Source organism: Paenibacillus sp. D2_2 (assembly GCF_031199965.1).
GTDB lineage: Bacteria > Bacillota > Bacilli > Paenibacillales > Paenibacillaceae > Fontibacillus.
Genome location: NZ_CP133605.1, coordinates 1,660,884 through 1,686,721 on the forward strand (window position 1 = coordinate 1,660,884; position 25,838 = coordinate 1,686,721).

Consider the following 25,838-nt stretch of genomic DNA (forward strand, 5'->3'; position numbering starts at 1 on the left):
TTTTCCTTTAAATTATAAGAGGACTTTCCATTAGGCCATATCCGAATGGTCTAGGGAGAGTCCTCTTTTTAGATATAAGCCATAAAAAAAGCACTAAGTCGACCTTAGTGCTTTATTCTGAGTTAGCCTGAGTACGTTGGTTCCTGGACAATAGCAGTTATCTCTTCATCGAGATCTAGCTTAATATCATCACGGAAAGCGCGAATTCCGTATTCTCTATTTACATATTGCATAATCGCTTCAATAATATTCAACTCAACGATATATCGGCTGCGGCCGTTCACCCATAATTCCCGGCATAGCCGTACTCCTCATCCCAGCTCAGTTCGACCTGAACATCCGTTGGACGGACTCCGGTTCTTTCTGCCGTATGGAGGCAAATAGCATTAATAATTTCATCCATGCTAAGGACCATCTGATTAATACCTTCCTCCGCGATCGTAATCATGAGGTCCATCTGGGTGCTGAGGTTTTTTCCTGAAGCGCTGGAATAGGGAGACTACGATCATAATAATGAAGTAGATAGCCAACAGGTTAACTGCCATTCCGAGCATGTTGCCGAGGAAGCCCATATTGCCGAAGACTCCGCCGAATAGCATTCCAGCCAATCCGCCAACCATCATGCCTTTCATGAAGCTGCCGCCGCTGAAAAATCCGCGTTTGCCATTTGTGCCTGTTGTAGTGCCGGACATTTTATTATTCGTCGTTGTGTCCGATTTCTTATAATTATTGGTAGTCGTCTTCTTCGGTGTTGGTGTGTAGGTTCTTGGTCCTGATTTGAATCCTCCACCGCGTCTAGCATCGACCGAGTCAGGACTGGTGAAGGCAATTAATAAAGTAAATGCCATCACAATCATCATCATTTTCTTCAGCATTGTTAGTAAATACCCTCCTGTGAATGTCGAATTGTTTTAGTTATCTAAGTAATACGCAGCACATGGACATGGGTTTCAAATTTTAATTAATATTTGTATAAAAAAGATTCACGAAATACATGATAAAACTTCAAGGAAACTGTATTTATGCAGGACTCCTGAGTAGCCGGATAAGCCGGAAGGAGAGGCAGGTTATGCTATGGGTGAGAAAAATATATTAGCCTATTTCAAAAGTCCAGAAGAGGCAGAGGGTGTTGTTCGTAAGTTGAATGCATTAAGAGTGCTTGATGTATCGATCGATCGGTTCACTCGCAACTCGGCACAGAACTCGGGCCTATTTCAATCGCTTGCGGGCCGTACGGGGGTACCGGAGATGATGCATGGCTCTGATCTGGTCCACTCTAGCGGGGTATTGTACGCTGCTGATCCCTCAAATAGCGGGATGAGTCACGGTGGGCAGGGCGGTCCTACCTGGTCATGATATTCTACTCACGGCCGTTGTGGATGAGAGTGTGCACCATCAAGCACTTCGTATTGTAGAGGAAGCTGGAGGATTGACCTGATAAGTCTTAAGACAATCCAGGAATAGCCTAGAAAATTACTGAAAAAATAACGAGAAGGAGAGATTGAATTTGAATCACTCGCAATCGGGTTATGATCATAGGAAGAAATCTGTTAACGCAGGAACTGATGGTCGCTATGAAGATGTTGAATTCTCGGATGAGCAGGCCGATCAGGAAGATTGGGAAGCGTTGGAGCGTAGTGAGCGGGCAGACGCCCGAATGCAGCATCGTACGAAGTTGAATCCAAAACGTCCATAGACCATTGTTCGAAAAAGCCGCGTATGCGGCTTTTTTGTCAACTCGCTATATTCTATAGTACAATAAATCTTATGCATGAATGCTAAGGAGGAAATCATACGATGATCTGGAAAGAACTTACTATACATACTACTGAGGAAGCTGTGGAAATGGTCTCTAACTTTCTGCACGAAGCTGGGGCTGGTGGCGTGACGATTGAAGAGCATGTTGACAACAGCAAGCCAAGAGATACATCTCTCGGGCAATGGTTCGAGATTCCGCCGAATGATATTCCTGAAGGTGAAGCCAAGGTTAGTGGATACTTCGCGCAGGGTTCCGATATGGATGAGGTTATCAAGCAAGTGAAGGAACGTACGGAAGAGCTTCGCGATTTCAACATTGATCCGGGCAAAGCTGAAATATCAGTCAGAGATGTGCATGAGGATGATTGGGCGAATAACTGGAAGCAGTATTTCAAGCCGCTACGTGTGTCGGAGAAGCTGACGATTAAACCGACCTGGGAAGTATACGAACCGCAATCAGCAGATGAGAAGATTATTGAGCTTGATCCAGGAATGGCCTTTGGAACAGGCGCACATCCAACCACTTCGCTTTGTTTGCGTACCTTGGAGGGGGTCATCCAAGAAGGAGACGAGGTTATTGATGTCGGAACAGGCTCTGGTATTCTAGCGATTGGTGCCTGCCAATTAGGGGCTTCCCGAGTGCTGGCATTAGACCTTGATCCCATTGCAGTAACAAGTGCGATGGAGAACACGAAGCTGAATCAGCTTGAGGACCGCATTCAAGTCGTCGAAAGTGATCTGCTCTCTGTTCTGAAGCAAGGGGAACAGTTCGAGTTGGACGTTACGCTGCCTGTCCGTGTCGTGGTTGCGAATATTTTAGCTGAGATTATACTGCTCTTTATCGAGGACGTATATGAAGCACTACAGCCAGGCGGATATTATATTGCATCGGGAATTTACAAGAATAAGGAACAAATTGTACAGGAGGCGCTAGTATCGGCTGGATTCGAAATTGCGAACACAGCGCGGGAAGAAGATTGGGTCGCATTTGTCGCCAGAAAGAGGTAGATTTATGGATTTTTTGAATCAAATTTTACGTGTCCCGCTAGACCAGCTTCCTTTTTTTCTGATTACTTTATTAATCGCGTTTACGGTACATGAATTTTCACATGCTTATTTTGCTAATAAGTTCGGTGATCCTACGGCAAAATTGCTGGGGAGGGTCACCTTGAACCCTGCAGTACATTTCGACTTGTTGGGTATTATTCTGCTTCTGATCGCCGGATTCGGCTGGGCTAGGCCGGTTCCTGTCAATCGGGACAATTTCAGCAAGCCGCGTACGATGGGAGTCGTCGTCTCGATCGCCGGGCCACTCAGCAATCTGCTGCTCGGGATTCTCGGTGCTTTTATTTACGTCGTACTGATTCGATTTGGAGTTATCCCTCATCTGTTTATGGACGGGAACAGTAAATATTCGATAGCCCTTCATACTTTCTTCGGAATGTTCATCTATATGAACTTCTTCCTGTTCTTGTTTAATCTGATTCCGTTGCCTCCGCTTGATGGCTATCGTATCCTGGAGGATATCGTACCACGTCGGATGCTTGGTAAGCTCCAGCAGTTTGAGAGCTGGTCTATTATTATCTTTTTAGTTATTCTTGTTGTGCCTTTTATGCAGCGATATACGATCGCGCCTCTCTATAATTTGGCGTATTCGTGGTCGGGCAATATTATATCTTTCTTCAATATGCTCTTCTATCGGTAATGTCCACTTTAGATAAGAATACCTAATCGAGGTAAGTCCAAGGATGAGCGACCGCGATTCAAAGGTAGGTTTTCTTGCGATATAGAATTTCATCAGCTCCGCTGATAACTTATAAATTCTATATCTAACACAAAGTTAAACAGGAAATGGATTCGGCATCGAATCTTGAATTCAGCCGGGCCTAAGCATATGCTTACGAAGTCGTTTTCTCCGAAAACGTTTAGCTCCGCTCCTCAGTCCCTGCTTTATCCAACCTTCTCGGTGCTGAAAACTGGCCTTTTTGAGCGTGTACTAATAGAGCACGGGCTGAGTTCTAATATGGACTGGAAACCTGGTATTAAAAGTTGTATGATGGACAATGGTTAATTTAGAGGTATTTGTACACGCATTTTAAGCTGAGGAATGATTAGAAATGCAGCGTTATTTCATTGAGTCTGAGCAATTCGGAGAACAGCAGGTCGTTATTACTGGCGACGATGCCCGTCATATCGGGAAGGTGATGCGCTCCAAGCCTGGGGATGAATTCATCGTTAGCGATGGTGTAACCCGGGAAGCGCTGGTTAAGATCGTCTCGATCGAACCTGGCGAAGTTGTAGCTGAGATCGTTAGTCAGCTTGAACAGGCTGGAGAGCCTTGGCTTCAAGTTACGATTGCACAGAGTTTGCCGAAGGGCGATAAGATGGAGACCGTGATTCAGAAATGCACCGAGATCGGAGCGGCAGCTTTCCTGCCGTTTATTTCGGAGCGCACGGTAGTCCAGTATGATATGAAAAAGGAAGAAAAGCGTACTCAGCGTTGGCGCAAAATCGCGAAGGAGGCCGCAGAACAGGCCCATCGCAGTAAAATCCCGACTGTTGAGTCACCTGTCTCCTGGCGGGAATTACTAGCTGCTGTCGCAGATTTTGACCTGGTATGCTTATGCTATGAGCAAGAGAATGGTCAAGGGCTACGCGATGCCTTGCGGCCTTTTGTCGCCGGGCTTGATACGGAGAGACCTTATAGAATAGCGGTTGTAGTCGGGCCGGAAGGCGGCTTCTCGGAGACTGAAGTGACGGCGGCTGTTGAAGCAGGTGCGGTATCTATCGGCCTGGGGAGACGCATACTGCGGACGGAGACGGCGGCGATGGCCGCCCTAACTTGCATCATGTATGAATCTGGAGAAATGGGAGGAGCTTGAGAATGCCATCCGTTGCATTTTATACTTTGGGTTGCAAAGTGAATTTTTATGATACAGAAGCGATCTGGCAAATGTTCAAAAATGAGGGTTACGAGCAAGTTGATTTCGAACAAACTGCGGACGTGTATCTCATTAATACCTGTACTGTAACGAATACGGGTGATAAGAAAAGTAGGCAGATTATTCGGCGTGCCGTACGGCGCAATCCGAACGCGATCATCGCGGTTACCGGATGTTATGCCCAAACTTCTCCTGCAGAGATTATGGATATTCCTGGCGTCGATCTCGTGATCGGTAATCAGGATCGGGAAAAGATTATTCCTTATGTGAACCAGATCAGAGGGCAGCGGGAACCGATTAATGCGGTTCGTAATATTATGAAGACCCGTGACTTTGAAGAGCTTGATGTTCCGAGCTTCGCAGATCATACCCGGGCTTTTCTGAAGATTCAGGAGGGCTGTAACAATTTCTGTACCTTCTGTATTATCCCTTGGGCGCGCGGACTATCGCGCAGTCGTGACCCGCAGAGCGTTATCAATCAAGCGCGTCAGCTAGTTGCTGCTGGATATAATGAGATTGTATTAACCGGGATCCATACCGGCGGATATGGCGATGATATAGAAGATTACAAGCTGCCTGATTTGCTGTGGGATCTGGATAAGATCGAAGGACTTGGCCGGATTCGCATCAGTTCGATCGAAGCGAGCCAGATTGATGACCGGATGCTGGAAGTGCTAGAGGGTTCCTCGAAGATGTGCCGCCATTTCCATATTCCGATCCAGGCCGGGAACGATGATGTATTGAAGCGGATGCGCCGTAAATATACAGTGGCGGAATTCGAACAGAAGATTAAGCGAATCCGTGAATTTATGCCGGATGTAGCGATTACGACAGATGTGATCGTCGGTTTTCCTGGAGAGACAGAGGAAATGTTCCGTGATGGCTACGAGACATTGAAACGGATCGGTTTCTCGGAAATGCACGTATTCCCGTATTCCACCCGGACAGGTACTCCGGCTGCACGGATGGAGGATCAAATCGATGAGGAGATCAAGCATGCCCGCGTACAGGAGCTGATCGAATTGTCGGAGACGATGCAGTTAGCCTATGCAGAGAAATTTGTCGGTCAAGTTCTTAATGTCATTCCTGAACGGAATATAGAAGCTTTGGCTGTGGATGGCCATCTGACTGGATTCGCCGATAATTATTTGCAAATCCGTTTCCCGGGTTCACAGGATATGATCGGTAAGATATGCCGGGTTAAGTTAACAAAAGCAGATGCCAACACCTGCGAAGGTACACTGGTACGTGTTCTGGATGATTCAGTTCAAGCTTTGGCTTAATCTGTATTTTTATTAGGCCCACTTATAGTAAATGAAGACAAGGATTTCTCTCTAATTTGGAAGGGGAGAAATCCTTGTTGTGAATTTAGAGCGGGTTCTTAATAATAGAACTTGTTCGTTGTCTTGTGGAACTGTGAAGGAGGTTCATAGATGCCATATAAACAGATATCCGCTGGAGGAGTCGTATACAGAAGAGAAGGCGGACATTTGCAGATTCAGCTTATCACTGACCGATACGGCAAGTTATCGTTCGCCAAAGGCAAACGTGAGAAGGGCGAGACTGTGGAACAGACCGCACTCCGTGAGATTCACGAGGAGACTGGTATTGTTGGTCAGATCGATCAATTAATCGATATTATCGCATATACTTATTCCCACCCCGCACATGGGCCCGTGGACAAAGAGGTTCATTATTATCTGGTCGAGAGCAAGGGTGGCGAGCTTCGTCCTCAGGTCGAGGAGATTCGTGATGTAGCATGGTATGAGCCGCTGGAAGCTTGGGAGAAGCAGCAAAAACAGGGCTACGACAACAATGATTTTATATTGGAAAAGGCATTAAAGTTACTTGGTATCACAGGGGTTTAGTTATGATGGTTTAAGCTATTTAGTACTATGGTCCAGCCTACTCCATAGCGGTAAATAACAGAATGGAAGGGCCAGTAGAGAACTGATTACATTAAACAGGGTCTGTGAATGGGCGATTTGAACGGCGGCATCATTAGTAATCCAGGAGACTACTGTTTGCAGTAGAGATACAAAGGGTAAGAATAATAAAGCTCCAACCAAGTTAAGGATAACGTGGGACAAGGCCACGAACTTGCCTGATTTGGTACCACCGATGGAAGCAATCAGGGCGGTTACACAGGTTCCCACATTCGAGCCGATCACCATGGCAATTCCGAGCGGAACAGGCAGGGCGCCGCTAGAGACCAGTCCCATCGTCATGGCGATCGCGGCTGCGCTGCTATGGATCAGGGCGGTTACCGCAGCTCCTGCGAGGGCTCCCCATAATAGGCTGTCTCCGGCATGGACCAGTAGACGGTCGATAATGCCGTAAGCTTCAAGCTGCGGGCCGATCGATTGCATCCAGCGGATAGCGATCATGATCAGGCTAAAGCCTGCTAGGGCCAGTGATCCATACTGTAGCGGACGCAGGTAATGTAGCCTGTGACTGAAGTATTTACCTGTACTATATTCCTCGCCTGTTACCGCAGTGGCCCATAGCAGCAAGGATATCGTCAAGAGCGGAAGCCCATAGCTGGAAATGTCCAGTGCGATCAGCTCGGTGGTAAGACAAGTACCAATATTGCCGCCAAGGATGATGCCGAGAGTTCGGGCATACGATAGCAGTCCGGCATTAACCAGCCCGATCGTCATAACAGTCATGGCTGTGCTGCTTTGGAGAACGGCGGTAATGAAGGTGCTTGAAATAAGTCCGGTCAACGGCGTCTTCGTTGATGTATGTAGTAGCTTGATCAGTCTTGGACCGGCCCAGGCATGAAGGGCAGTTTCCATGAGCTTCATTCCGAACAGGAAGAGGGCGAGTCCCAAAATCACTGGGAGTATGAGATCATGAAACATCTTTACGTCCCCCTTGGAAATGGTGTACAAGTTACTTATATGCCATTGTCTGGGTATCCATACCGGGGGATTTCTCAATCAGGAGTACAACTCGTATAGTTGATATAAATCATAATAATTAATTTAGGAGTGGATAGATTGGCATCCGTTATTTTAAACAAAACCCGAAAAAAACGCCTAGAGCAGGCACACCCATGGGTATACCATAATGAGATTGATAGTGTGGAAGGTGAAGTAGAGCCCGGGAACCTGGTACAAATTTTTGATCATCGCCGTAAGTTTCTCGCCACAGGCTATTACAATCCGGCTTCACAAATTACAGTTCGGGTAGTATCCTACCGTCAGCTTGAGATGATGGATGTAGAATTTTTCACGGAGCGGTTTAAAGAATGTTTAGATCATCGGGAAAGATTCGTGGGAGGAGATGCTTACCGTCTCGTATATGGTGAGGCAGATTTTCTCCCTGGACTGATCGTGGATCGCTTTGCGGATGTACTTGTAGTCCAACTTCTGACGCTAGGTATGGACAAGTGCCGTGAGGCGATCGTAGAGGCGCTTGTGAAAGTGCTTCAGCCATCTGCCATCTATGAGCGCAGCGATGTGCCCGTGCGAGAAATGGAAGGTCTTGAGCAGGTCAAAGGATCTTTATATGGTGAATCACCGCGATATGTCACGATCCTAGAGAACGGGTTGAAGATTAAGGTAGATATTGAACAAGGGCAAAAAACAGGTTATTTCTTCGATCAGCGTGAGAATCGCGCTTCTATTGAACCGTTGATGACAGGCTGGGTAGAAGAAGCGGGATTGAGCTGAAGGAAGTAGCTAGGCCTGGACAAACGGCCGAGTTAATGCCAGTGAACTCTAATGGCAAAGTAGTAACGTTCCCATACTGGGATGGTGCGACGGTGCTGGAATGTTTCTCTCATACCGGCAGCTTCACGCTTCATGCTTGTAAGTACGGTGCTAAAAAAGTGACCTGTCTCGATATTTCTGAGCATGCGATTGAAAGTGCAAGAACTAATGTGGAATTGAACGGATTTACGGATCGCGTTGAATTTGTAGTTGCGGATGCATTTGATTATCTGCGTGAACAGGTGAAGGGGATTGATGAAAGGAACCGCCGTGCGGCGAAAGAAGGCAAGGTGGATACGTCTGTTCCAATGACTGCGAATGGTGGTCGGACCTGGGACGTCGTCATTCTGGATCCGCCGGCGTTTGCCAAGACCAAATCTGCGGTGAAGGGAGCCTGCCGCGGGTATAAAGATATCAACCTGCACGGATTGAAGCTGGTGAATGAGGGAGGTTATCTTGTTACGGCCAGTTGCTCCTACCATATGCGTCCGGATTTGTTCCTTCAGACGATCCAAGAGGCTGCGGAAGATGCAGGGAAAATACTTCGTCTCGTAGAATGGCGTGCGGCCAGGCAAAGACCACCCGCAAATTCTCGGGTCGATGAAGGACACTATTTGAAATTTGCCATTTTCGAGGTACGAAGTAAGACGTTTTAAGAGTCTTATTTTAGGAAACCACCTATGCCTTCCAATTGAATTTCATTAATTCGCAGGATATAATTTATAAGAAATTACTTGTATTTCAATAATCCGCTCCTCATATGGGTGGATTTTTTCTTAATGTGTCAGACGGGGAGGAATGAAGATGAAGCTAATTAATGAAATAGAAATACAAACTAAACTCGATATGCTTAAAGACCAAGATCTATATGTTCATCTTGAGATGACAACGGGAGCATACGCGGCGCATTTTGATAGTTCTAAACATCCGGCCGCTACTTTCATAACAAATGCTATCATTCGATATTCTCATGGGTCGATTTCCGGAAGTGGTCCATATCGAGTCGGCTTGAAAATGGAGCAGGGATGGATATACTCCGAAGGGTTAACTCACTATGAAGAGAGTGAACCGGAAAGATTGATCTTGGCGGGCCATGACAGTCAGGGGAAACTAGTTGTATCTTTACAGCTAAGCCCGTCGCCTTTCTAGAGGTTGTTCAAAAAGCTCCTGCATTATCCAACCTTCTCGGTGCTGAACACCGCCCTTTTTGAACACACACTTCTAATGATAGAGGAGATGAGAGATTCGATGGAAAGACAAATTCTTGTTGTGTTACCGCACCCTGATGACGAGGCGTTCGGTTTATCAGGCACACTAGCTAAGGAAATACAGAATGGAGCGCGAGTAACCTATGCCTGTCTGACATTAGGAGAAATGGGCCGAAATATGGGTAACCCGCCTTTTGCAAATCGGGTAACGCTCCCTAAAATACGCAAGAAGGAATTAGAAGAGTCCTGCCGGGCCATTGGAATACAGGATTTAAGAATGTTAGGCTTTCACGATAAGACGATCGAATTTGAGGATCAAGATCGATTGGATGCAGAGATAGATGCTCTCCTAAAGAGCTCGACCCTTCACTGGTCGTTACCTTCTATCCTGGTTATAGCGTTCATCCCGATCATGATGCATGTGGGGCTGCTGTGATCCGAACAATTAGTAGATTACCCAAGGAGCAGAGACCTGTAGTTCACTGCATGGCTTTCGCCAAAAATCTTGAGCAATCTATTGGAAAACCAAATGTCGCAATTGATATAAAAGACTTTTTGCAGATTAAGTTGGCTTCTATTCAAGCGCATCGTTCTCAATTCCAAGCACCAGAACTACTTGGTGACAAAACGTTGGCGGATAAAGAACTCATTGAGCGATTTGGAACGGAGCATTTCTGGACGTATCGTTTCGACTAATTTTTTACTCATATTGAATGTATTAACAGAGGGCGGAAGCCCTCTGTTTTTTTTGTGCTTCTTAAAAAATATCAACATTATCCGGCATATTTTGAAAGAAAAAGAATATGAATAAAACGAGATTTTATTAGGTGGATGGCAATAGATCATAAATTAAGGAGATATGGTGATGGAATTCGAACTTGGCAGCATTATGAAACTAATGAAACGCAGATTGTTGTTCATCATTGTGTTGTGTATCACTGTGATGGGGCTGGCCAGTTTCATTAGCTACTATGTTATGAAGCCGAAATACGAGGCGACAGCCTCTATTCTTATTCAAGGGGATAAGCAGCAGAATGCCATCAATGACATTATGGCAGGGCAAAAGCTGGTTACAACCTATGGGGAGATTATCCGAAGCAATAGGATCGCGGAAGAGGTCGTGAGACGGTTAGATCTGAAGACGACACCAGAGAAGTTACTTGAACATGTCAAGACACGGACTAGCAGTGAGTCACTGTTAACAACAGTGATTGTGACGGATTCGAATGCTGTACGGGCCACTGATATCGCGAACACATTTGGGGAGGCATTTATCGAGAATATCCAATCGATCATGGGAGTGGAGAATGTTCTGTTTCTTGACCGGGCCAAAGAGCCTACCGAGCCGATCTCGCCTAAGCCAGTTCTAAACATAATCGTTGCCTTTGGACTATCCCTTATTATTGGTATCGCAATCTCTATTTTAGGGGAACTGAAAGACAAATCCGTCAACAGTGCTAAAGACATTCAGCTTGATTTGCAGCTTCCTCTTCTGGGAACGGTCGGTAAGTTGAAGATAAATAAACATCGAGCCAAGACGAAATCCAAATCCGTTGAAGGAGCTAGCAGATATGAAGAAGAGAGTGCCAAAATTGTATTGCCTGGAACAACCGAAATCAACTAACGCGAACTTGTTCCGCGCTATTCGAAGTAATATCCGTTATACCAGAGTAGGTGGAGAAATCACATCCTTACTGGTTACGAGTTCCCTTCCTGAGGAAGGAAAGTCGACAGTAGCCATGAACTTGGCCATCGTTATGGCGGAAACCGGTAGGTCCGTGCTACTACTGGATGGCGACTTGCGTACACCAAGCGTACATCATGCATTCAATCTGCCAAATTGGGTGGGATTAACGAGTATTCTAGTAGATCAAACAAGGCTGGATGATTGCATTTATTCCATAAATGAGGTGGAGGGTTTGTCTGTACTGCCGTCGGGGCCTGTCTCACCGAACCCAACCGAATTACTCGGTTCAGAAGGAATGAAGGATTTATTTGCCGAGTTGAGCAGGCGATGGGATACGATCATCATCGACTCTTCTTCCGTGTTAATGCCGTTTTCGGACGCATTGTCTTTGGCAAGGATGACAGAAGGTGTACTACTTGTAGTGGAGTCTGGAAAAGTACTACAGAAACATGCACTATCTGCTAAACAACTGCTTGAGCAGAATGGGGCACATTTACTTGGAGCAGTACTAAATCAACATAAGAAAATGAGACGGCACAAGATCCGAGGCGAAGATTTTGCCGAGTGGGCTTCATCCTCAGGGATAGGTTGAGTCTCATGTCATTTGCTTCTCTTCGTTATTTACTGGGGAACATCACTTACGCAGGTGCTCAGTTTGTGATTGTGGTGTTGCTCAATAAATTTGGTTCGCCGGAAATTGTCGGTCAATATGCACTTGGGTTAGCAGTGACTGCGCCCATCTTCATGCTGTCTTATCTACATCTTCGATCGGTCTTAATCGTAGACTCATCAGGGAAATACTCCTTTGGTGATTTTATAGGCCTCCGGATCGTGACGACTGCGGTTGCGTTCACGATCACAGCAGGTTTCATCACCCTAAGTGGTTTCAATTGGAATACCGTACTGGTTATTTTCTTCATTAGTTTGTATAGGATTGTTGAATCGCTCAGCGATATATTACTAGGAATCATTCAGAAGCAGGAAAAGCTAGATCAAATCTCGATCTCAAGAATGGCCAAGGGTTTGTTTTCCATACTCACCTTCATTCTTGTATTCATCCCTACACATAGTCTTCTTCTAGCCTTATTCATCATGAACGTAGGGTGGCTCGTGATTACGATCGGGTATGATGCTCGCAAAGCAAGAGCTTTGGCTTCCCTTAGACCCGTCTTTAACAGGAGTCAACTGAAGCAACTGCTAATCGTCAGTTCGCCGCTTGGCATCGTACTAGCGTTGATGTCACTGAATACGAATATACCGCAATACGCGATTGCTTTCTTCAGAGGGGAGTATGACGTGGGTGTATACGCTTCGCTCTCCTACATGATCGTTGCTTGTAATGTTGTCGTAACTGCCCTTGGAGAAGCGATCACTCCACGTCTTGCCCGTTGGCATACTGGTGGAAGACACCACGAATTTATACATTTGATAGGTCGAATGGTGCTTATAGGCATAGGAATAAGTGCGTTCGCGTGTGTGATCGGATGGATGTTTGGTCGTCAGCTTCTGACCTTGTTATATAGCCCTGAACTGGCCCGAGAAATTGTACTGTTTCGGTGGTTGCTAGTGTCTACCATACTCGTATTTGTATCATCTTTTCTTTGGTATGCCATTACGGCAACGGGAAAGTATACGGCGCAGATTCCATTGTTTGTATGTACAGCGATGACTAATGCGTTGGCTTGTTTTTTACTAGTTCCCCATTACGGGGTTCTCGGTGCCGCGATGGGAGTCATTTTGGCATTATTCGTTCAGATGATTGGTAGTGTGATCGTCTTAATTCGTGTAATAGGAAAAGCAAGGAAACAGGTACAACGGGAAGTAGTCACACAGAGCTGAAAACCGGATTTTGAACATGTATTTATAGTGCGAGTTTAAAAAGTCAGACTTTCAGCACCGAGAAGGTTGGATGAAGCTAGGGTCTGAGGAGCGGAGCGTACGTAATTGGTACGTGAGCACCGGAAGACCCGGCTGAATTCAAGATTCAATGTCGATTAGGCTATACCAGTAACACTTCGTGATCAAAGGGGGACTTTTTAAACAACCTCTATTAAGAAAGTAGGAGTTTGTATGTCGTTGTTGTCAGCAACAGGGGAACTACTCGGGAGGGGGGACATTTCGTACGCCCTACAACATGAGCAAGCTTTTTATGTTTGCGGTCCTAGGATATATCCTTTTTCTCCCTGTTCAATTTGACTTTGGTGGGGCATTCCGACTCGCACCGTCGGACCTCTTCTTAATGCTAGGTTTGTTCGCTGGAGGTATGCACCTTAAGCTCGGCCGACGGCAGTTCAGTTCGTGGCATTGGGGGATGCTGTTTATCTTTGTCTTTGCTTCATTCGTGTCTATCTGGCGCAATGGGTTCATTACTCAATACGCCTTGTTGCAAAAGGATATTGGATTTTTTCTCCTTCTGCTGACATACATCATTCTCATTCAGGCAGTAGACAGCTGGGATAGATTATATCTGATGCTAAGAGTTTTTTTGTTGAGTGTACTATGGCTGAATATTGTGGCCCTGTTCGCTTTCTTTAGTGGAGTGAATATCCCATTTATGGTGCAAGATGGGCGGTTGTCCGGCATGCTGATTGATCCGAACGCATACGGTGGGCTATTGGTAACCGCATTTGCCATTCATATCTTGACGAGCGGGGGACAGCTCCGGTACTTCGAGGATGGTCCAGCCTATTGGCCACACTCACCTTGTCCGGTGGTATCGTGATGACCTTCTCACGTTCGGCATGGATTGGTCTGATGCTGGTTCTGTTTACGCTCTTACTGACGAATCCTTCCAGATTATTCAAGATCGTCATGGGATTCATAACGGCTTTTGTAGCATTGTTGTTGTATAAAGGTACTGCTTATTTAGATGTTATCGAGTCAATGTCCAGTCGTCCTTCGCAGATTCAGTCACGCCTCGACATTATTGGTGATGCGCTCCATTATATCTCACAAAGTCCGTTGTTCGGGATTGGACTCGGTTCATACAGCTACGAGCTTCGTATTATCATCCACAATACGCCAATTTGGTTTATGACTGAATTCGGATTGCTGGGGTTGATAGTGTATGGCGGCTTCATGGTCTGGTTCTTTATTGTCGGAATCCGCTCTTACCGTGCGGCGGATGCGGTTCACCGACCAGTTATTTTGGCTTTACTGCTATCTCATACGGCGATGATTGGACTTTCGATGGGGATCGAAGCGCTATTTCAGCGCTACTGGTGGTTCATGATGGCAATGAACGCGGCTTGTATACGATTGACGGACAATAAAGCGATAGTTCAAAAAAACCGATCTACTTGAACAAACACTAAAAAGAAAGGAGAGATATAGTATCAAGACAAAGAGTAGCAGGATTATATCCCCTGAAGCGAACATCCCCGTAAAAGTTGCCTTCGTCGCCTCGATATATAGGCATTTTGTTGACTTCCATCTACCATACATGAATTTGTTGCAGAAGAAAGGATGTGAAGTGCATGCTTACGCGCAGCCTGGAGAAGAAAGAAAATGGTTGGAACAGAAGGGGGTCGTGTGCCACGATGTGCCTATTCAACGCAGCCCCTTACAGATTCAGAACTTCAAGGCTCTTCAGGCTTTGACAAGAAGCTTTCGTACGGAAGGGTTCAGGCTGGTCCATGTACATACGCCAGTTGCTTCGATCCTTGGTAGGATAGCAGCTCGTAGGGCAGGCGTTCCTAAAACATTATATACGGCCCATGGATTCCATTTCTTCACAGGAGCCCCACTCTTAAATTGGCTGCTTTATTATCCAATCGAGCGCTTGATGGCACGCTTTACGGATATATTGATCACCATAAATGATGAAGACTTTCAACGTGCCCTCAAATTCCCCGTACGGAGTAAAGTTACCTATGTACCAGGTGTTGGAATCGATTTGGAATTGTACGGAAGCAGGGAGAAGAATCCTGTAAATACGACGGAGAAGAATATTACTCGTAACCAGTTGTTCAATCTACCGGAGAGCAAGGGTGAAGAGTCTATATTCGTGGTATTGTGTGTTGCCGAGCTGAACGCGAACAAGAACCAGAAGCAGCTGATTGAAGCTCTTAGTCAGTTGGGGGATCGTGCAGGGAATATCCATCTGGCGTTAGCCGGTACAGGTCCATCTGTGCGAGCGCTTCTGGAACTGGCTGATCGGCTGGGGGTTCAAGATCGGGTGCATATGCTTGGGTATAGACGAGATATACCAGAATTACTGAATAAATGTGATGCTGTTGCACTCGTGTCTTATCGTGAGGGACTGCCCCGCGCGATTATGGAGGCAATGGCCGCAGGTAAACCGGTCATCGGTACGAATATTCGCGGAATACGTGATTTGATTGCGGATGGTACAACAGGTATTCTGATTCCGGTCGACGATGTTGCCGTCACATCGAAGGCATTATATCTATTGCGGGATGATCCGGCTTTGGTAGAAGCGATGGGGAAAGCCGGTAAGGAGCGAATCATAAGCTATAGTTTACCTGCGGTGTTACAAGAAATGGATACAATTTACACGGAAGCTTTGAAAGGGTCAGCGAGTCAGGTGCTTCCAACTACTGTGCATACAGCGGTGTCGGGAGAACGATAATTCATAAACAGATTTTTGTTGTGGATATAACATTCAGTTATAAGGGTGGAAAGTGATGATGAAGATGCGGGTCGTTCGTTTGTTAATGTTGGATGCGGGGATTATAGCCGCTTCGGTATGGCTTGTATTTCTGCTTCGATTTGATTTTGCAATCCCTCAGCAGTACATGCGGATGCTTCCGTATGCACTATTAATTCATATCGTTGTCCATGCTGCCTGCTTTTTCGGATTCAAAGTATATAACAGCTTGTGGAGATATACCGGCATGGGTGAAATATTGCTGCTTCTTAAAGCGAGTGCCCTTACGTTCGCCGGAGTAGTCGTTGTTAATATGACAACGCATTTATTTGTCCATTCCTACCGTCTTCCGATTTCCATATATTCTTCAGTGGGATACGTATTTCTAGGCATTGCCGGAATACGGATGATCAGTCGTCTCATGAATGATAGATTCGAGTCAACAGAGGTACCCGTTGAATCTGAAGGTAACCTTCTAATCGTGGGCGCAGGGAAGGCAGGGATCCTTGTTACCAAAGATATTAAGCACTCTCGATTCAAGTTTATGAACCCAGTCGCCTTCATCGATGATGATCCAGCCAAGCAAAAGCGGGAGGTTATGGGTCTTCCCATTGTGGGTGACCGTAGCTATATACCCGAAGCCGTCAAGCAGTTAGATATTGCTTTTATTATTATTGCACTCCCAACTGCTTCAAGCAGTGCCACACAGGAAATCATCGAGATCTGCAAATCTACCAAAGCACAGATTAAGATCATGCCAAGTATGACGGATATTTTGAATGGGAAAATGGCAGTCAATATGATCCGTGAGGTGTCCGTGAATGATTTACTTGGTAGAGCTCCTGTAGAGAACGATTCCGAGGAGATTCGTGAGAATTTAAGAAGTGAGACGGTTCTTATTACGGGGGCAGGGGGCTCAATTGGTTCGGAGTTGTGTCGACAGTTGGCTGTATATCGTCCAAAGGAGATGCTACTGCTAGGCCATGGTGAGAATAGTATCTATCTTATTGAACAAGAGCTACGGCGGCTATATCCCGAGCAGGTGATCCATCCGATCATTGCTGACATTCAGGATATATCTCGGATTGAAAGTGTCTTTCACAATTACCGTCCTACAATCGTCTATCACGCAGCCGCACACAAGCATGTTCCACTCATGGAAATGAATCCGGCGGAGGCGATTAAAAATAATGTGATTGGGACGAGAAACTTAGCGGAAGCGAGTGACAAATACGGAGTCAAGCGGTTCATTCTTATTTCCTCTGACAAAGCGGTTAACCCGACCAGTGTAATGGGGGCTACAAAGCGAGTGGCGGAAATGATCATTCATGATCAGAATACACTTAGCAAGACGGCATTCGCAGCTGTACGCTTTGGCAATGTATTGGGTAGTGGGGGAGTGTCATTCCATTATTTAAAAGACAAATTGAGAATGGAGGACCGGTTACAGTCACACATATGGATATGGTGCGTTATTTCATGACGATCCCGGAGGCTGTACAACTAGTTATTCAGGCGAGTGTGTTGGCACAAGGCGGTGAGGTATTCGTGTTGGATATGGGTAATCCGGTTCGAATATATGATTTGGCTAAGGACTTAATCCGTTTATCAGGCTTGGAACCCGAGAAGGACATTCCCATAGTGTTTACTGGTATCCGTCCGGGAGAGAAGCTCTATGAGGAGCTTCTAACGGAGGAAGAAGGGTTAATCGTCACAAAGAATTCTCGCATTATGATCTCTCGCCCCTCAAGTGTGTCTAGGTCAGATCTGAATCTGGTTCTTGGCGTTCTGGAGAACTTATGTAAGAGATCTGAATATGTACCCAACAGTCATCAGATCAAAAAGCTATTAAAGCAGCTTATTCCGAGTTACTCAGGATATCAGGAAGAACTAGAGGCGGGTAATCATGAGCCCGAACGAATTCAAGCCGAAGTTCATGCGGGAATATGACCGCTGAAGGGAGGAGGACTAATGTATCGCTATGTAAAAAGAGGGTTTGATATTGTAGGAGCGGCCATCATGTTATGTTTGCTTGCACCAGTCATGGGAGTGGTAGCGCTGCTAATTCGTATGAAGCTGGGAAGTCCTATCATGTTCAAGCAACAGCGTCCAGGACGAGGGGAGAAGTCCTTCTCCATCTACAAGTTCCGAACCATGGCCGAAATTTACGATGCGCAGGGCCAACTGTTGCCTGATGATCGACGTTATGTCCAATTCGGTAACTTAATCCGAAAATTGAGTCTGGATGAGCTGCCGCAATTGGTGAATGTGTTAAAGGGCGAGATGAGCTTGATTGGACCGCGCCCTCTGCTCGTGGATTATAGTCCATACTACTCGGAGCGTGAAAGGATAAGATTCACCGTAAGGCCTGGTATTACAGGGCTGGCCCAGGTGTCTGGACGCAATCTAATATCGTGGAATGAGAGACTTTCGTATGATATCACTTATGTTGAGAATCTAAGTTTTCGATTAGATACTTTAATATTATGCAAGACAGTATTGAAAGTGATTCGACAAGAGGACGTTATAGCTAATCCTGGTCAGCATAACCTTCCCTTGGATGCCTACAGGTTGAATAATAGGGAGGAATCTGCGTGAAATTCCAGCTTCGGCCACTACATGAGAACGATATTAAATATGCATGCCAGCTCTTACGAAGCTACATGCCGGAACAGGTGTTCAAACAAACTATATTTGCCTGCACTGGTTATCCAGCGTATTTACAAGCAGCATGCAAATGCGGGGCCCATTCATCAACACTTCTGATCGGAGCCTATTCTGGAGATCTTCTTATTGGATTTGCAGAATGGAGAAGATTGGAGGGAATGTTGGTTCTAAATAACCTGAATGTGGATATCGTCTACCGTAAAGATGGTATTGGCAGGCAACTTATGGCTTACGGCGAGGAGCTGGCACGAAAGGAAGGCATTGGGAAGCTAGCACTGGATGTGTTCTCGTGGAATGAACATGCTCATGCATGGTACCTGCGGCTGGGTTTTTCGGAGATGGGGCGGACTTATTGGTACGAAGGGGATTTGGTTCAATCACAAGCTGTCTCAGAAGATGTTACTGAAGCTTTATCTCATAACGACGACAAAGATGAGCTGGCTTATGTTATTGATGATTATCCCATGGCAGAAGCGCATCATATAAAATACGGTTTCTCTTCTTTCAGAATTAGAACAAAGCAACATGCATCGGTAGTAGGTCGACTCGGTCAACAATACTTTCGGATTCAATTACAAAGTGGGGAATGGGATGGAGGCAACCACCTGACTGATGTGTTAATCGATCTTGACCCGGAAAGGAAGCTGCTATTACTTTCTCCGGATGCTTTCTTGCGGGAAAGAGACCCAGGTTAACCTTGAGCGATGAAAGTATACGCATGATCAAAATACTAGAGAGTCAGGATGTGACGTATGAGTAGTTACATGGTGCTGGATAACTCGCACCCTGCGGAATGGAACGCCTATTTAAGTCAGATGTACGAAAAGGATATCTATTTCTCCTCTGAATATTTTCAGCTGTTTGAAGATGAGGAGAATCAACGGGCTGAGCTATTCCTATATAAGCAGGAAGATAAGCTCATTATGTATCCATACTTACTTCGCTCTATTCATCACCTTCCTACTATAGTCGGATTAGGGCTAGAAGGAGACTGGTTCGATATCAGCACCCCATACGGGTATGGGGGACCGATATCGAATGTACCTCCTGGAGCTGAACGGAGTGAACTATACCGACAATTTGGCGAAGTATTCACAGACTATTGTCGGGAGAAGCGGATCATGACCGAGTTTGTCCGATTCCACCCATTGATAGGCAACGCCTCAGAATACCAGGCAGGATTAACGACTGAGTTGATTCGGAATACAGCCTATATTGATTTGACGGTTGGTTCGGAGATAGAGTTGATCAAGCATTATTGTAGCAATCATAAAAGAAATATTCGTAATTTTAAGTCATCTCCTCTCAAGATTCGAAGGTCAAATTTGAGGGATAAGAGCGAGTCTTTCAGCAAGTTATATTATGGAACGCTTGAAGATTTACAGGCTGATGACTTCTACTATTTCCCAAAGAGTTTTATTGATGAGACATTTCGCTTACTGAAGGGACGACTAGAGTTATTTGAGGTCATGGACGGGGAAAAAACGGTGGCTGCATGTCTGGTGATGCATGAGCATCCATGGATGCATTATCACCTGTGCGGCTGGGATCGGGCATATCTGAAATGGGCTCCAACCAAGCTGCTCATTCACGCAGCAGCTATGTGGGGGATGGAAAACGGATTCCAACAGTTTCATCTAGGTGGGGGTTATACGGGGAACGATAATCTGTTTCAGTTCAAACAGGGGTTCGCAACCCAGCTCGAACCCCTAAATTATTACTTGGGTAAGCGGATTTTCTTTCCCGAAATGTATGATCGCATTTTGTCCATCTACGGAAACAGATTCGGGAGAATTACTTTCCGATATATAGGCAACCCGCCATTTTGGAGCGGAGTCTAATGGATCAAGCTGCAAAATAACTCGATATGTATTCCATCCGGAAAGAGTTATCCGGATGGAGAGGGGGCTCTCATGAGTGTTAGGCAAACGAGTATCCAGCAAACGAGCGTTCAGTCGCGAATTCTGTTATCTCCACCGCATCTAAGCGGACGGGAGCAGTCCTACGTTGAGGAAGCATTTCAATCCAATTGGATTGCACCACTTGGGCCTCAGGTCGACGCCTTCGAGAATGAGATTGCTGCTTATACCGGTTCCAAAGGCGCGCTTGCCTTAAGCTCTGGAACGGCGGCAATTCATCTTGCGCTGCGTCTTGCTGGCGTCTCACAAGGAGATTACGTAATCTGCTCGACGCTTACGTTCGTAGCAAGCGCTAATCCAATTCTATATCTAGGGGCTATACCTGTATTCGTAGATTCAGAGCCAAGGACATGGAATATGTGCCCATTGGCCTTCGAACGCGCCTGCCAATATATGGCTGACGAGGGGGCTTTGCCTAAAGCTGCCGTTGTTGTCAATTTATATGGACAGAGTGCAGATATGGAGCCTATTGCTGAGATCAGTACAAGATATGGGATCACCTTGATAGAGGATGCGGCCGAATCATTAGGTGCTTCCTATCATGGAAAGGCTAGCGGTACCTGGGGACGGTTTGGCGTCTATTCTTTTAACGGCAATAAGATCATTACGACCTCGGGCGGGGGATGCTCGTATCGGACGATACTGACGCCTTGGAACAGGCACGTTTCTGGGCTACACAAGCCCGTGACGCTGCACCACACTATCAACACTCTGAGATGGGTTACAACTATCGGCTCAGTAATCTATTGGCGGCTATTGGACGTGGACAGCTTGAGCTGCTCGAGGAGCGAGTCGAACGACGTCGGCAGATTTACCAGACGTACATGAACCACTTGGCATCCTATCCTGGCATTGATTTTATGCCGGAAGCGCCGAATTGCCGCAGCACTCACTGGTTGAGTGCGCTAACGATTGATGAAGAGCTTGCTGGAGTCTCAGCGAAACAAGTTCTAGCTTGCCTTGAATATAACAATATCGAAGCTAGATCGGTGTGGAAACCACTACATCTCCAACCTTTATTCGCTAGCTCCGCATATTATCCGCACTCAGAGGAATATAGCGTATCCGATAAATTGTTCACAACTGGTATATGCCTACCCTCGGGAAGTTCTATAACGGACGAGGAACTGGCAAGGGTGATCAATACAATTAAGACATGTATCGAGAACAGATAAAGTGCATCTTAAGGTGAGAGTAGTAACTACTTTCATTGATTATTTGGCCTTCCAACCGATCGTTCCTGTTCCACTCTCCTTCACATACAGAGTGGATTGTCCCGTACCATCTAATCGCATAGCCAGACTTCCGATCGGAGCGAATAAGATCCCCTCAGGAGAACCCTCTACGATGAATACCGCAGGGAGCAGTGTACCTCCAGTGAGTCGAAGAGCCCTTTTGAAATTGCCGTAGGTAGAGAACCATTCTGTAATTGAATACGGATTGTACAGGGTGCCAAGGGTTGTACCTTGCATAGCAACCAAGGTCTCGAATTCTAGTATACGTTTCACTTTGGTTGTTCGGGTATCGAATACTGCCACGTTGTTAAGGTGCACGAAGGGCTTATTCGCTCCATAGGAAGATAATAGTACAACCTGATTGGATCCACTGTTGCGGACGATCATGTTATCGATAGTAACCATCGTATCGTTCTCTGTTGTGAATAATTGTAAGGCATTGCCGTTTAAGTCTTGCGCATCGAGCGTTCCAATATAAAGATCCCCGCCGTCGATTCTCACGCCGCTTGCTAAAGGGGAACTAGAGCTATACACTTCAAGCGATCCGATATGCAGCCTCGGTTTACAACCGGAGCTGAACGCTGCATAGATCGCAGGACCTCCGATCCCGTGGATTCGGGCACTTCCGATGTCGATAAATTGCGAATAGATCGTCTGCAGTCCGTAGCTGGCTTTATGGTCCATAGACTTAATGGACAAGTGGTTGATCTTCAATGTTACCCCGTAAGACAAAAGTGCAGGGTTATCGGTCCCTCCTACGCGCATGTCGAGAGAACCGATATCAAGTGTCCATAACCTCGCCAACTCATCCGTGATTCCGGTCGATAGACTATTCCCACAACCCGTTGTGGTTACGGAGTCGAAGCGTTGATAAAAACTGCGAGTTCCCTTGAATTCGTCTGGCTCCAGATGAAGCGAGTCGGAACCAGTAAAGTTAGGTGCTCCGCCACGGCTGTTGTTTAGTACCGCTGAGTTAACATGGAGCTGATCGACATAATGGATAACGAAGTTTTTGCGTCCTGCGGTCTCGCAGCGTGCATAGCCAATCTGTATATTGACGGAGGGGACTTCTTCCGTCCCACCAACAAAAATATTGTCACCGTAGCAATCATGAGAATATACCGATTCAATCCATACATTCTGCGAAGAGGAAATGAATAAGCCATGAAGCTGGTCATTGACTGCTGACTTCACAGTAGAAGCGCTTCCGTCTATTTCGATACTTCCAGATATTATTATGTTAGAAGCGTTGAAGATGACAAGAACTCGAGTGTCCGATGGTGGGTTCGAGTCCAGTACTAGCTTGGCTCCAGGTTCAAAGTGTAGATTGGCTTCGGATGGAATTCGAATGCACCACCATTCCAAATTTGAAGAATTACGCATATGGCCGGAAGAGACTTTATACACGCCAGGTGGGAAGACGACAACCTTACCGCCGCTGTTTCCAGCATTGATCGCATTTTGAATAGCTATGGTGTCGTCCACGACACCGTTACCTTTGGCACCAAACGATCGTATGTTCACATACCCATTTGTTTCAGGATCCAATTTACTAGATGTGACTGCTTCATTAGCAATGGTGGACGTTGTCACCGAACCGTCTGGGATAGGGGAAGTTGCCATAAGTGTCCTCTCCTTCATTCTATGATTCTCTAGATTATGCCAGTCTAGTAGAGGGTGTAAGGTACAAAACTACACTCTATAAGCCTGATTTTGTGAAGGTAGTAGTTTGTAACTAATCGTAAGAATGGAAGGGGATTCATTATGGAACGTAAAATGAATGCTGAAATGTTTGTTCTGCGCAGTATAGCCTGCTTGAGCATAGCATTGCTGCATGCCTTGTACCGGGTCTACGATGCGGATACACCTTGGGTGGAGTTGGTTGGTCTGTTGCTCACTTTCGGGACGCCAGTATTCGTATTTATCTCTCAATTTGTATTGTCTTATGCTTACCCAGATCGGGTTCCTGAGGGATTCTGGAGGAAGCGGGTTAAGTATATTCTTTTGCCCTACATTTTTTTTGGTACTTTGTATGCAGGTTTAAAGGGGGTGGATATGGCGAGTAGTCAGGGATTCCACTTCTTCAATCCTTTTGGTATTATTTATGGCGGCATCTACTGCTTGGCGACTTTCATGGCTATTTTATCCTTGTTATCTTTCAGTTTTATGCATTGTACTCTTTGTTTCTTACTTACGCGAAGCGATTCACTCCCCGCAACGTACTGATTGCATCATTCGTAATAAACGTAGCATACTTAGGTTTCTTCAACCTTACCCAACCTGCAGATACGGCAGTCGCTCATTACATTTGGGATAAAATGTACTGGATATTCTCACCAGGATGGATTTTTTACTTTACAGTTGCGTACTACTTGGGGCGAAATGAGGCATGGTTCCGAGAAAAGTTGAAAAAGTTCCGCATAGTTGTGTATGTGCTACCAGTTCTTACTGGGGCGCTTGTATTATTCGTGAACGAACAAGGCTGGATTACGGCACATTCCTCTAAAAGAATCGATATGCTTCTATTCGCTTCGAGTATGATCCTGTTCCTCTTCACAATAGCTGCTTCGATGCGGAAAGTACCTCGTGTGCTGGAATGGTGCAGCAGATACTCCTTCGGCATATATTTGCTCCATCCTTTGCTACTAGCTATTTTTGTTAAGATACCTTCCTCATTTGGGTTGCAAAATTTAGGACTGTTAAGCGTTCTACTGCAATTTGTTGGGTGTGTAGTGGGTTCAGCTATTGTAATGGAAATAGCGAATCGTATTCCAGGCGGAGAATATATATTTGGGCGGGTTGGTAAAAGAATGAATCGAAGCAATACGCCGACAACCAAGGAGATTCCAACAACTCCGACTTAAGACACCCTATCTAATTTCCATGGAGTAATAGGAATGGGGCCAGACATACAAATGGCAGGTCATTAGAATGACCTGCCATCGTTATTTTGCCGATATCTATATTTAATCAATATACTCGGTTGTATGTGTGCGAGCCAGACTGGATTCTCGAACGAATAGTCTTGGTTCGAACTGTACACGCTCATATAGACCTATTTTCTGTTCTTGAATACGCTGCAGCAGCAGCTCGGTCGCTACCTTGGCTACTTCAGAGCCCATAATTGACACGGAGCTTAGCTTGGGCGTAGTTATCGTGCACAATATATTGTTGTCAATCCCGACAATAGCGATATCTTCAGGTACGCGGATGCCGAGTTCCTTGAATCGGTTCAGTAGTCCGATCGCGACCATATCGTTACCTGCGTAGATGGCGTCCGGCATATGGGTCAGGTTCACGAAATGATCGGCAGCTCTTGCTCCAGTCTGAAGCGAGAAATCCTCACCGAAATAGACGAGCGAAGGATCTACATGATCAAGCGCGTCCTCATACGTGAAAAATCTCTCCTCGATAATTTCCTTCTGCGCACCCGCGTAAGCAATTCTTGTCCTTCCAATGCTGATCAAATGTTCCATAACCAGCTTGCCTTCTTGGGTGGAGAGACTAACAATGTCTGCTTTAGTATCCGGATCTAATTTCTTGCCATAATTGATGATAGAGATAGGCAGCTTGGTTTGATTAATTAGATCCTTGAGCGTTTTAGGATAAGCCAGCGGCAAAATAATGAGTCCATCCACATGAAGCTTCTTAATATCGCGCAGCACTTCTAATTCCGATCGTACATTTCCCAGGGTATTGATTTGAACGACACGATAACCGTAATATTTCGCTACCTGTTCGACGGAATAAGCGATTTCTGGAATAAAAGCGTTGCGGATATCAGGTACAGCCAGAGCGATTTGTTTTGTTTGGCGAAGTTTCAGGTTCTGTGCATTGGAATTAGGGACAAAACCAAGCTCCTCAACCGCCTGCATCACCTTTGCTTTTGTCTTCGGGCTGATTCCACCCAGATTATTAATAGCTCTAGAGACAGTTGCAATCCCCACGCCAGCTTTGGCGGCTACATCCTCTATCGTAACTTTACTTTTATTCAAATAGGATCCCATCCTTATCACATCGAAATCATTTCCATAATTATAACACAAATTCACAAAAGTATTATATTATAAGCCGATTTATATATATGCTTTGTGATT

At 45.7% G+C, this 25,838-nt stretch carries 22 protein-coding genes and 6 pseudogenes; 23 read left to right on the top strand and 5 right to left on the bottom strand.

What is annotated here, in order from left to right; translation table 11 throughout:
* Nucleotides 1-122 precede the first annotated feature (122 nt).
* Nucleotides 123-415: pseudogene (locus RE628_RS08245) on the bottom strand (YxcD family protein).
* Between the two features lie 4 nt (nt 416-419).
* Nucleotides 420-875, bottom strand: a complete 456-nt coding sequence (locus tag RE628_RS08250) for a hypothetical protein (protein WP_309158309.1) — start codon at nt 873-875, stop codon at nt 420-422.
* 199 nt (nt 876-1,074) lie between these two features.
* Here RE628_RS08250 and RE628_RS08255 point away from each other — a divergent pair.
* From RE628_RS08255 to RE628_RS08285, 7 genes and pseudogenes are all read left to right on the top strand, one after another.
* Nucleotides 1,075-1,438, top strand: a pseudogene (locus RE628_RS08255) (hypothetical protein).
* A 69-nt stretch (nt 1,439-1,507) separates the two neighbouring features.
* Nucleotides 1,508-1,696 carry a YfhD family protein gene (locus tag RE628_RS08260; protein ID WP_309158310.1) on the top strand — a complete coding sequence of 63 codons (189 nt, stop codon included), beginning with the start codon at nt 1,508-1,510 and terminating at the stop codon, nt 1,694-1,696.
* Between the two features lie 101 nt (nt 1,697-1,797).
* On the top strand, nt 1,798-2,766 hold the full coding sequence (prmA, locus tag RE628_RS08265) for a 50S ribosomal protein L11 methyltransferase (protein ID WP_309158311.1): 969 nt from the start codon (nt 1,798-1,800) through the stop codon (nt 2,764-2,766).
* Nucleotides 2,767-2,770: 4 nt separating this feature from the next.
* Entirely contained in the window at nt 2,771-3,463 is a 693-nt protein-coding gene (locus RE628_RS08270) for a site-2 protease family protein (protein ID WP_309158312.1), read from the top strand.
* Nucleotides 3,464-3,875: 412 nt separating this feature from the next.
* Entirely contained in the window at nt 3,876-4,640 is a 765-nt protein-coding gene (locus RE628_RS08275; protein WP_309158313.1) for a 16S rRNA (uracil(1498)-N(3))-methyltransferase, read from the top strand.
* Nucleotides 4,641-4,642: 2 nt separating this feature from the next.
* Nucleotides 4,643-5,983, top strand: a complete 1,341-nt coding sequence (gene mtaB, locus RE628_RS08280; protein ID WP_309158314.1) for a tRNA (N(6)-L-threonylcarbamoyladenosine(37)-C(2))-methylthiotransferase MtaB — start codon at nt 4,643-4,645, stop codon at nt 5,981-5,983.
* 150 nt (nt 5,984-6,133) lie between these two features.
* The gene (locus RE628_RS08285; protein ID WP_309158315.1) at nt 6,134-6,568 is read left to right on the top strand and encodes an NUDIX hydrolase; all 435 of its coding nucleotides are present in this window, start codon (nt 6,134-6,136) and stop codon (nt 6,566-6,568) included.
* Between the two features lie 15 nt (nt 6,569-6,583).
* Here the strand turns inward: RE628_RS08285 and RE628_RS08290 are convergent, their stop codons facing one another.
* Nucleotides 6,584-7,564: a Na/Pi cotransporter family protein gene (locus RE628_RS08290; RefSeq protein WP_309158316.1), complete on the bottom strand. Its 981-nt coding sequence runs from the start codon at nt 7,562-7,564 to the stop codon at nt 6,584-6,586.
* A gap of 138 nt (nt 7,565-7,702) precedes the next feature.
* Between RE628_RS08290 and RE628_RS08295 the strand changes: the two are divergent.
* The 14 genes and pseudogenes from RE628_RS08295 to RE628_RS08360 all read left to right on the top strand — a co-directional run bounded on the left by RE628_RS08295 (nt 7,703) and on the right by RE628_RS08360 (nt 21,681).
* Nucleotides 7,703-9,072 (top strand): annotated as a pseudogene (locus RE628_RS08295) (class I SAM-dependent rRNA methyltransferase).
* A 148-nt stretch (nt 9,073-9,220) separates the two neighbouring features.
* Entirely contained in the window at nt 9,221-9,565 is a 345-nt protein-coding gene (locus RE628_RS08300) for a YojF family protein (RefSeq protein ID WP_309158317.1), read from the top strand.
* 99 nt (nt 9,566-9,664) lie between these two features.
* Nucleotides 9,665-10,320: pseudogene (bshB2, locus tag RE628_RS08305) on the top strand (bacillithiol biosynthesis deacetylase BshB2).
* Between the two features lie 169 nt (nt 10,321-10,489).
* Nucleotides 10,490-11,248 carry a YveK family protein gene (locus tag RE628_RS08310; RefSeq protein ID WP_309158318.1) on the top strand — a complete coding sequence of 253 codons (759 nt, stop codon included), beginning with the start codon at nt 10,490-10,492 and terminating at the stop codon, nt 11,246-11,248.
* Nucleotides 11,196-11,903: a CpsD/CapB family tyrosine-protein kinase gene (locus tag RE628_RS08315; protein ID WP_309158319.1), complete on the top strand. Its 708-nt coding sequence runs from the start codon at nt 11,196-11,198 to the stop codon at nt 11,901-11,903. The genes RE628_RS08310 and RE628_RS08315 overlap by 53 nt, the downstream gene beginning before the upstream one ends.
* Before the next feature lie 5 nt (nt 11,904-11,908).
* A complete protein-coding gene (locus tag RE628_RS08320) occupies nt 11,909-13,150 on the top strand; it encodes an oligosaccharide flippase family protein (RefSeq protein WP_309158320.1) in 1,242 nt (413 codons plus the stop codon).
* A 295-nt stretch (nt 13,151-13,445) separates the two neighbouring features.
* Nucleotides 13,446-14,033 carry a hypothetical protein gene (locus RE628_RS08325; protein WP_309158321.1) on the top strand — a complete coding sequence of 196 codons (588 nt, stop codon included), beginning with the start codon at nt 13,446-13,448 and terminating at the stop codon, nt 14,031-14,033.
* Complete coding sequence (locus RE628_RS08330; RefSeq protein WP_309158322.1) at nt 14,000-14,614, top strand: O-antigen ligase family protein; 615 nt, start codon at nt 14,000-14,002, stop codon at nt 14,612-14,614. Before RE628_RS08325 ends, RE628_RS08330 begins: the two co-directional genes overlap by 34 nt.
* A 73-nt stretch (nt 14,615-14,687) precedes the next feature.
* Complete coding sequence (locus RE628_RS08335) at nt 14,688-15,902, top strand: glycosyltransferase family 4 protein (RefSeq protein WP_309159407.1); 1,215 nt, start codon at nt 14,688-14,690, stop codon at nt 15,900-15,902.
* 331 nt (nt 15,903-16,233) lie between these two features.
* A pseudogene (locus RE628_RS08340) lies at nt 16,234-17,870 on the top strand (polysaccharide biosynthesis protein).
* Nucleotides 17,871-17,891: 21 nt separating this feature from the next.
* Complete coding sequence (locus RE628_RS08345; protein WP_309158323.1) at nt 17,892-18,518, top strand: sugar transferase; 627 nt, start codon at nt 17,892-17,894, stop codon at nt 18,516-18,518.
* Nucleotides 18,515-19,282 (top strand): GNAT family N-acetyltransferase, encoded by a 768-nt coding sequence (locus tag RE628_RS08350; protein WP_309158324.1) that lies wholly within the window; start codon nt 18,515-18,517, stop codon nt 19,280-19,282. Before RE628_RS08345 ends, RE628_RS08350 begins: the two co-directional genes overlap by 4 nt.
* A gap of 57 nt (nt 19,283-19,339) precedes the next feature.
* Entirely contained in the window at nt 19,340-20,428 is a 1,089-nt protein-coding gene (locus tag RE628_RS08355) for a GNAT family N-acetyltransferase (protein WP_309158325.1), read from the top strand.
* Nucleotides 20,429-20,500: 72 nt separating this feature from the next.
* Nucleotides 20,501-21,681, top strand: a pseudogene (locus tag RE628_RS08360) (DegT/DnrJ/EryC1/StrS family aminotransferase).
* Between the two features lie 39 nt (nt 21,682-21,720).
* Here the strand turns inward: RE628_RS08360 and RE628_RS08365 are convergent.
* On the bottom strand, nt 21,721-23,364 hold the full coding sequence (locus RE628_RS08365) for a glycosyl hydrolase family 28-related protein (protein WP_309158326.1): 1,644 nt from the start codon (nt 23,362-23,364) through the stop codon (nt 21,721-21,723).
* Between the two features lie 141 nt (nt 23,365-23,505).
* Here RE628_RS08365 and RE628_RS08370 point away from each other — a divergent pair, with 141 nt between their 5' ends.
* Complete coding sequence (locus RE628_RS08370; RefSeq protein ID WP_309158327.1) at nt 23,506-23,967, top strand: acyltransferase family protein; 462 nt, start codon at nt 23,506-23,508, stop codon at nt 23,965-23,967.
* Complete coding sequence (locus RE628_RS08375) at nt 23,895-24,605, top strand: acyltransferase family protein (RefSeq protein ID WP_309159408.1); 711 nt, start codon at nt 23,895-23,897, stop codon at nt 24,603-24,605. The genes RE628_RS08370 and RE628_RS08375 overlap by 73 nt, the downstream gene beginning before the upstream one ends.
* Nucleotides 24,606-24,707: 102 nt before the next feature.
* Here the strand turns inward: RE628_RS08375 and RE628_RS08380 are convergent, their stop codons facing one another.
* Nucleotides 24,708-25,736: a LacI family DNA-binding transcriptional regulator gene (locus RE628_RS08380; protein ID WP_375143058.1), complete on the bottom strand. Its 1,029-nt coding sequence runs from the start codon at nt 25,734-25,736 to the stop codon at nt 24,708-24,710.
* Nucleotides 25,737-25,838: the final 102 nt, after the last annotated feature.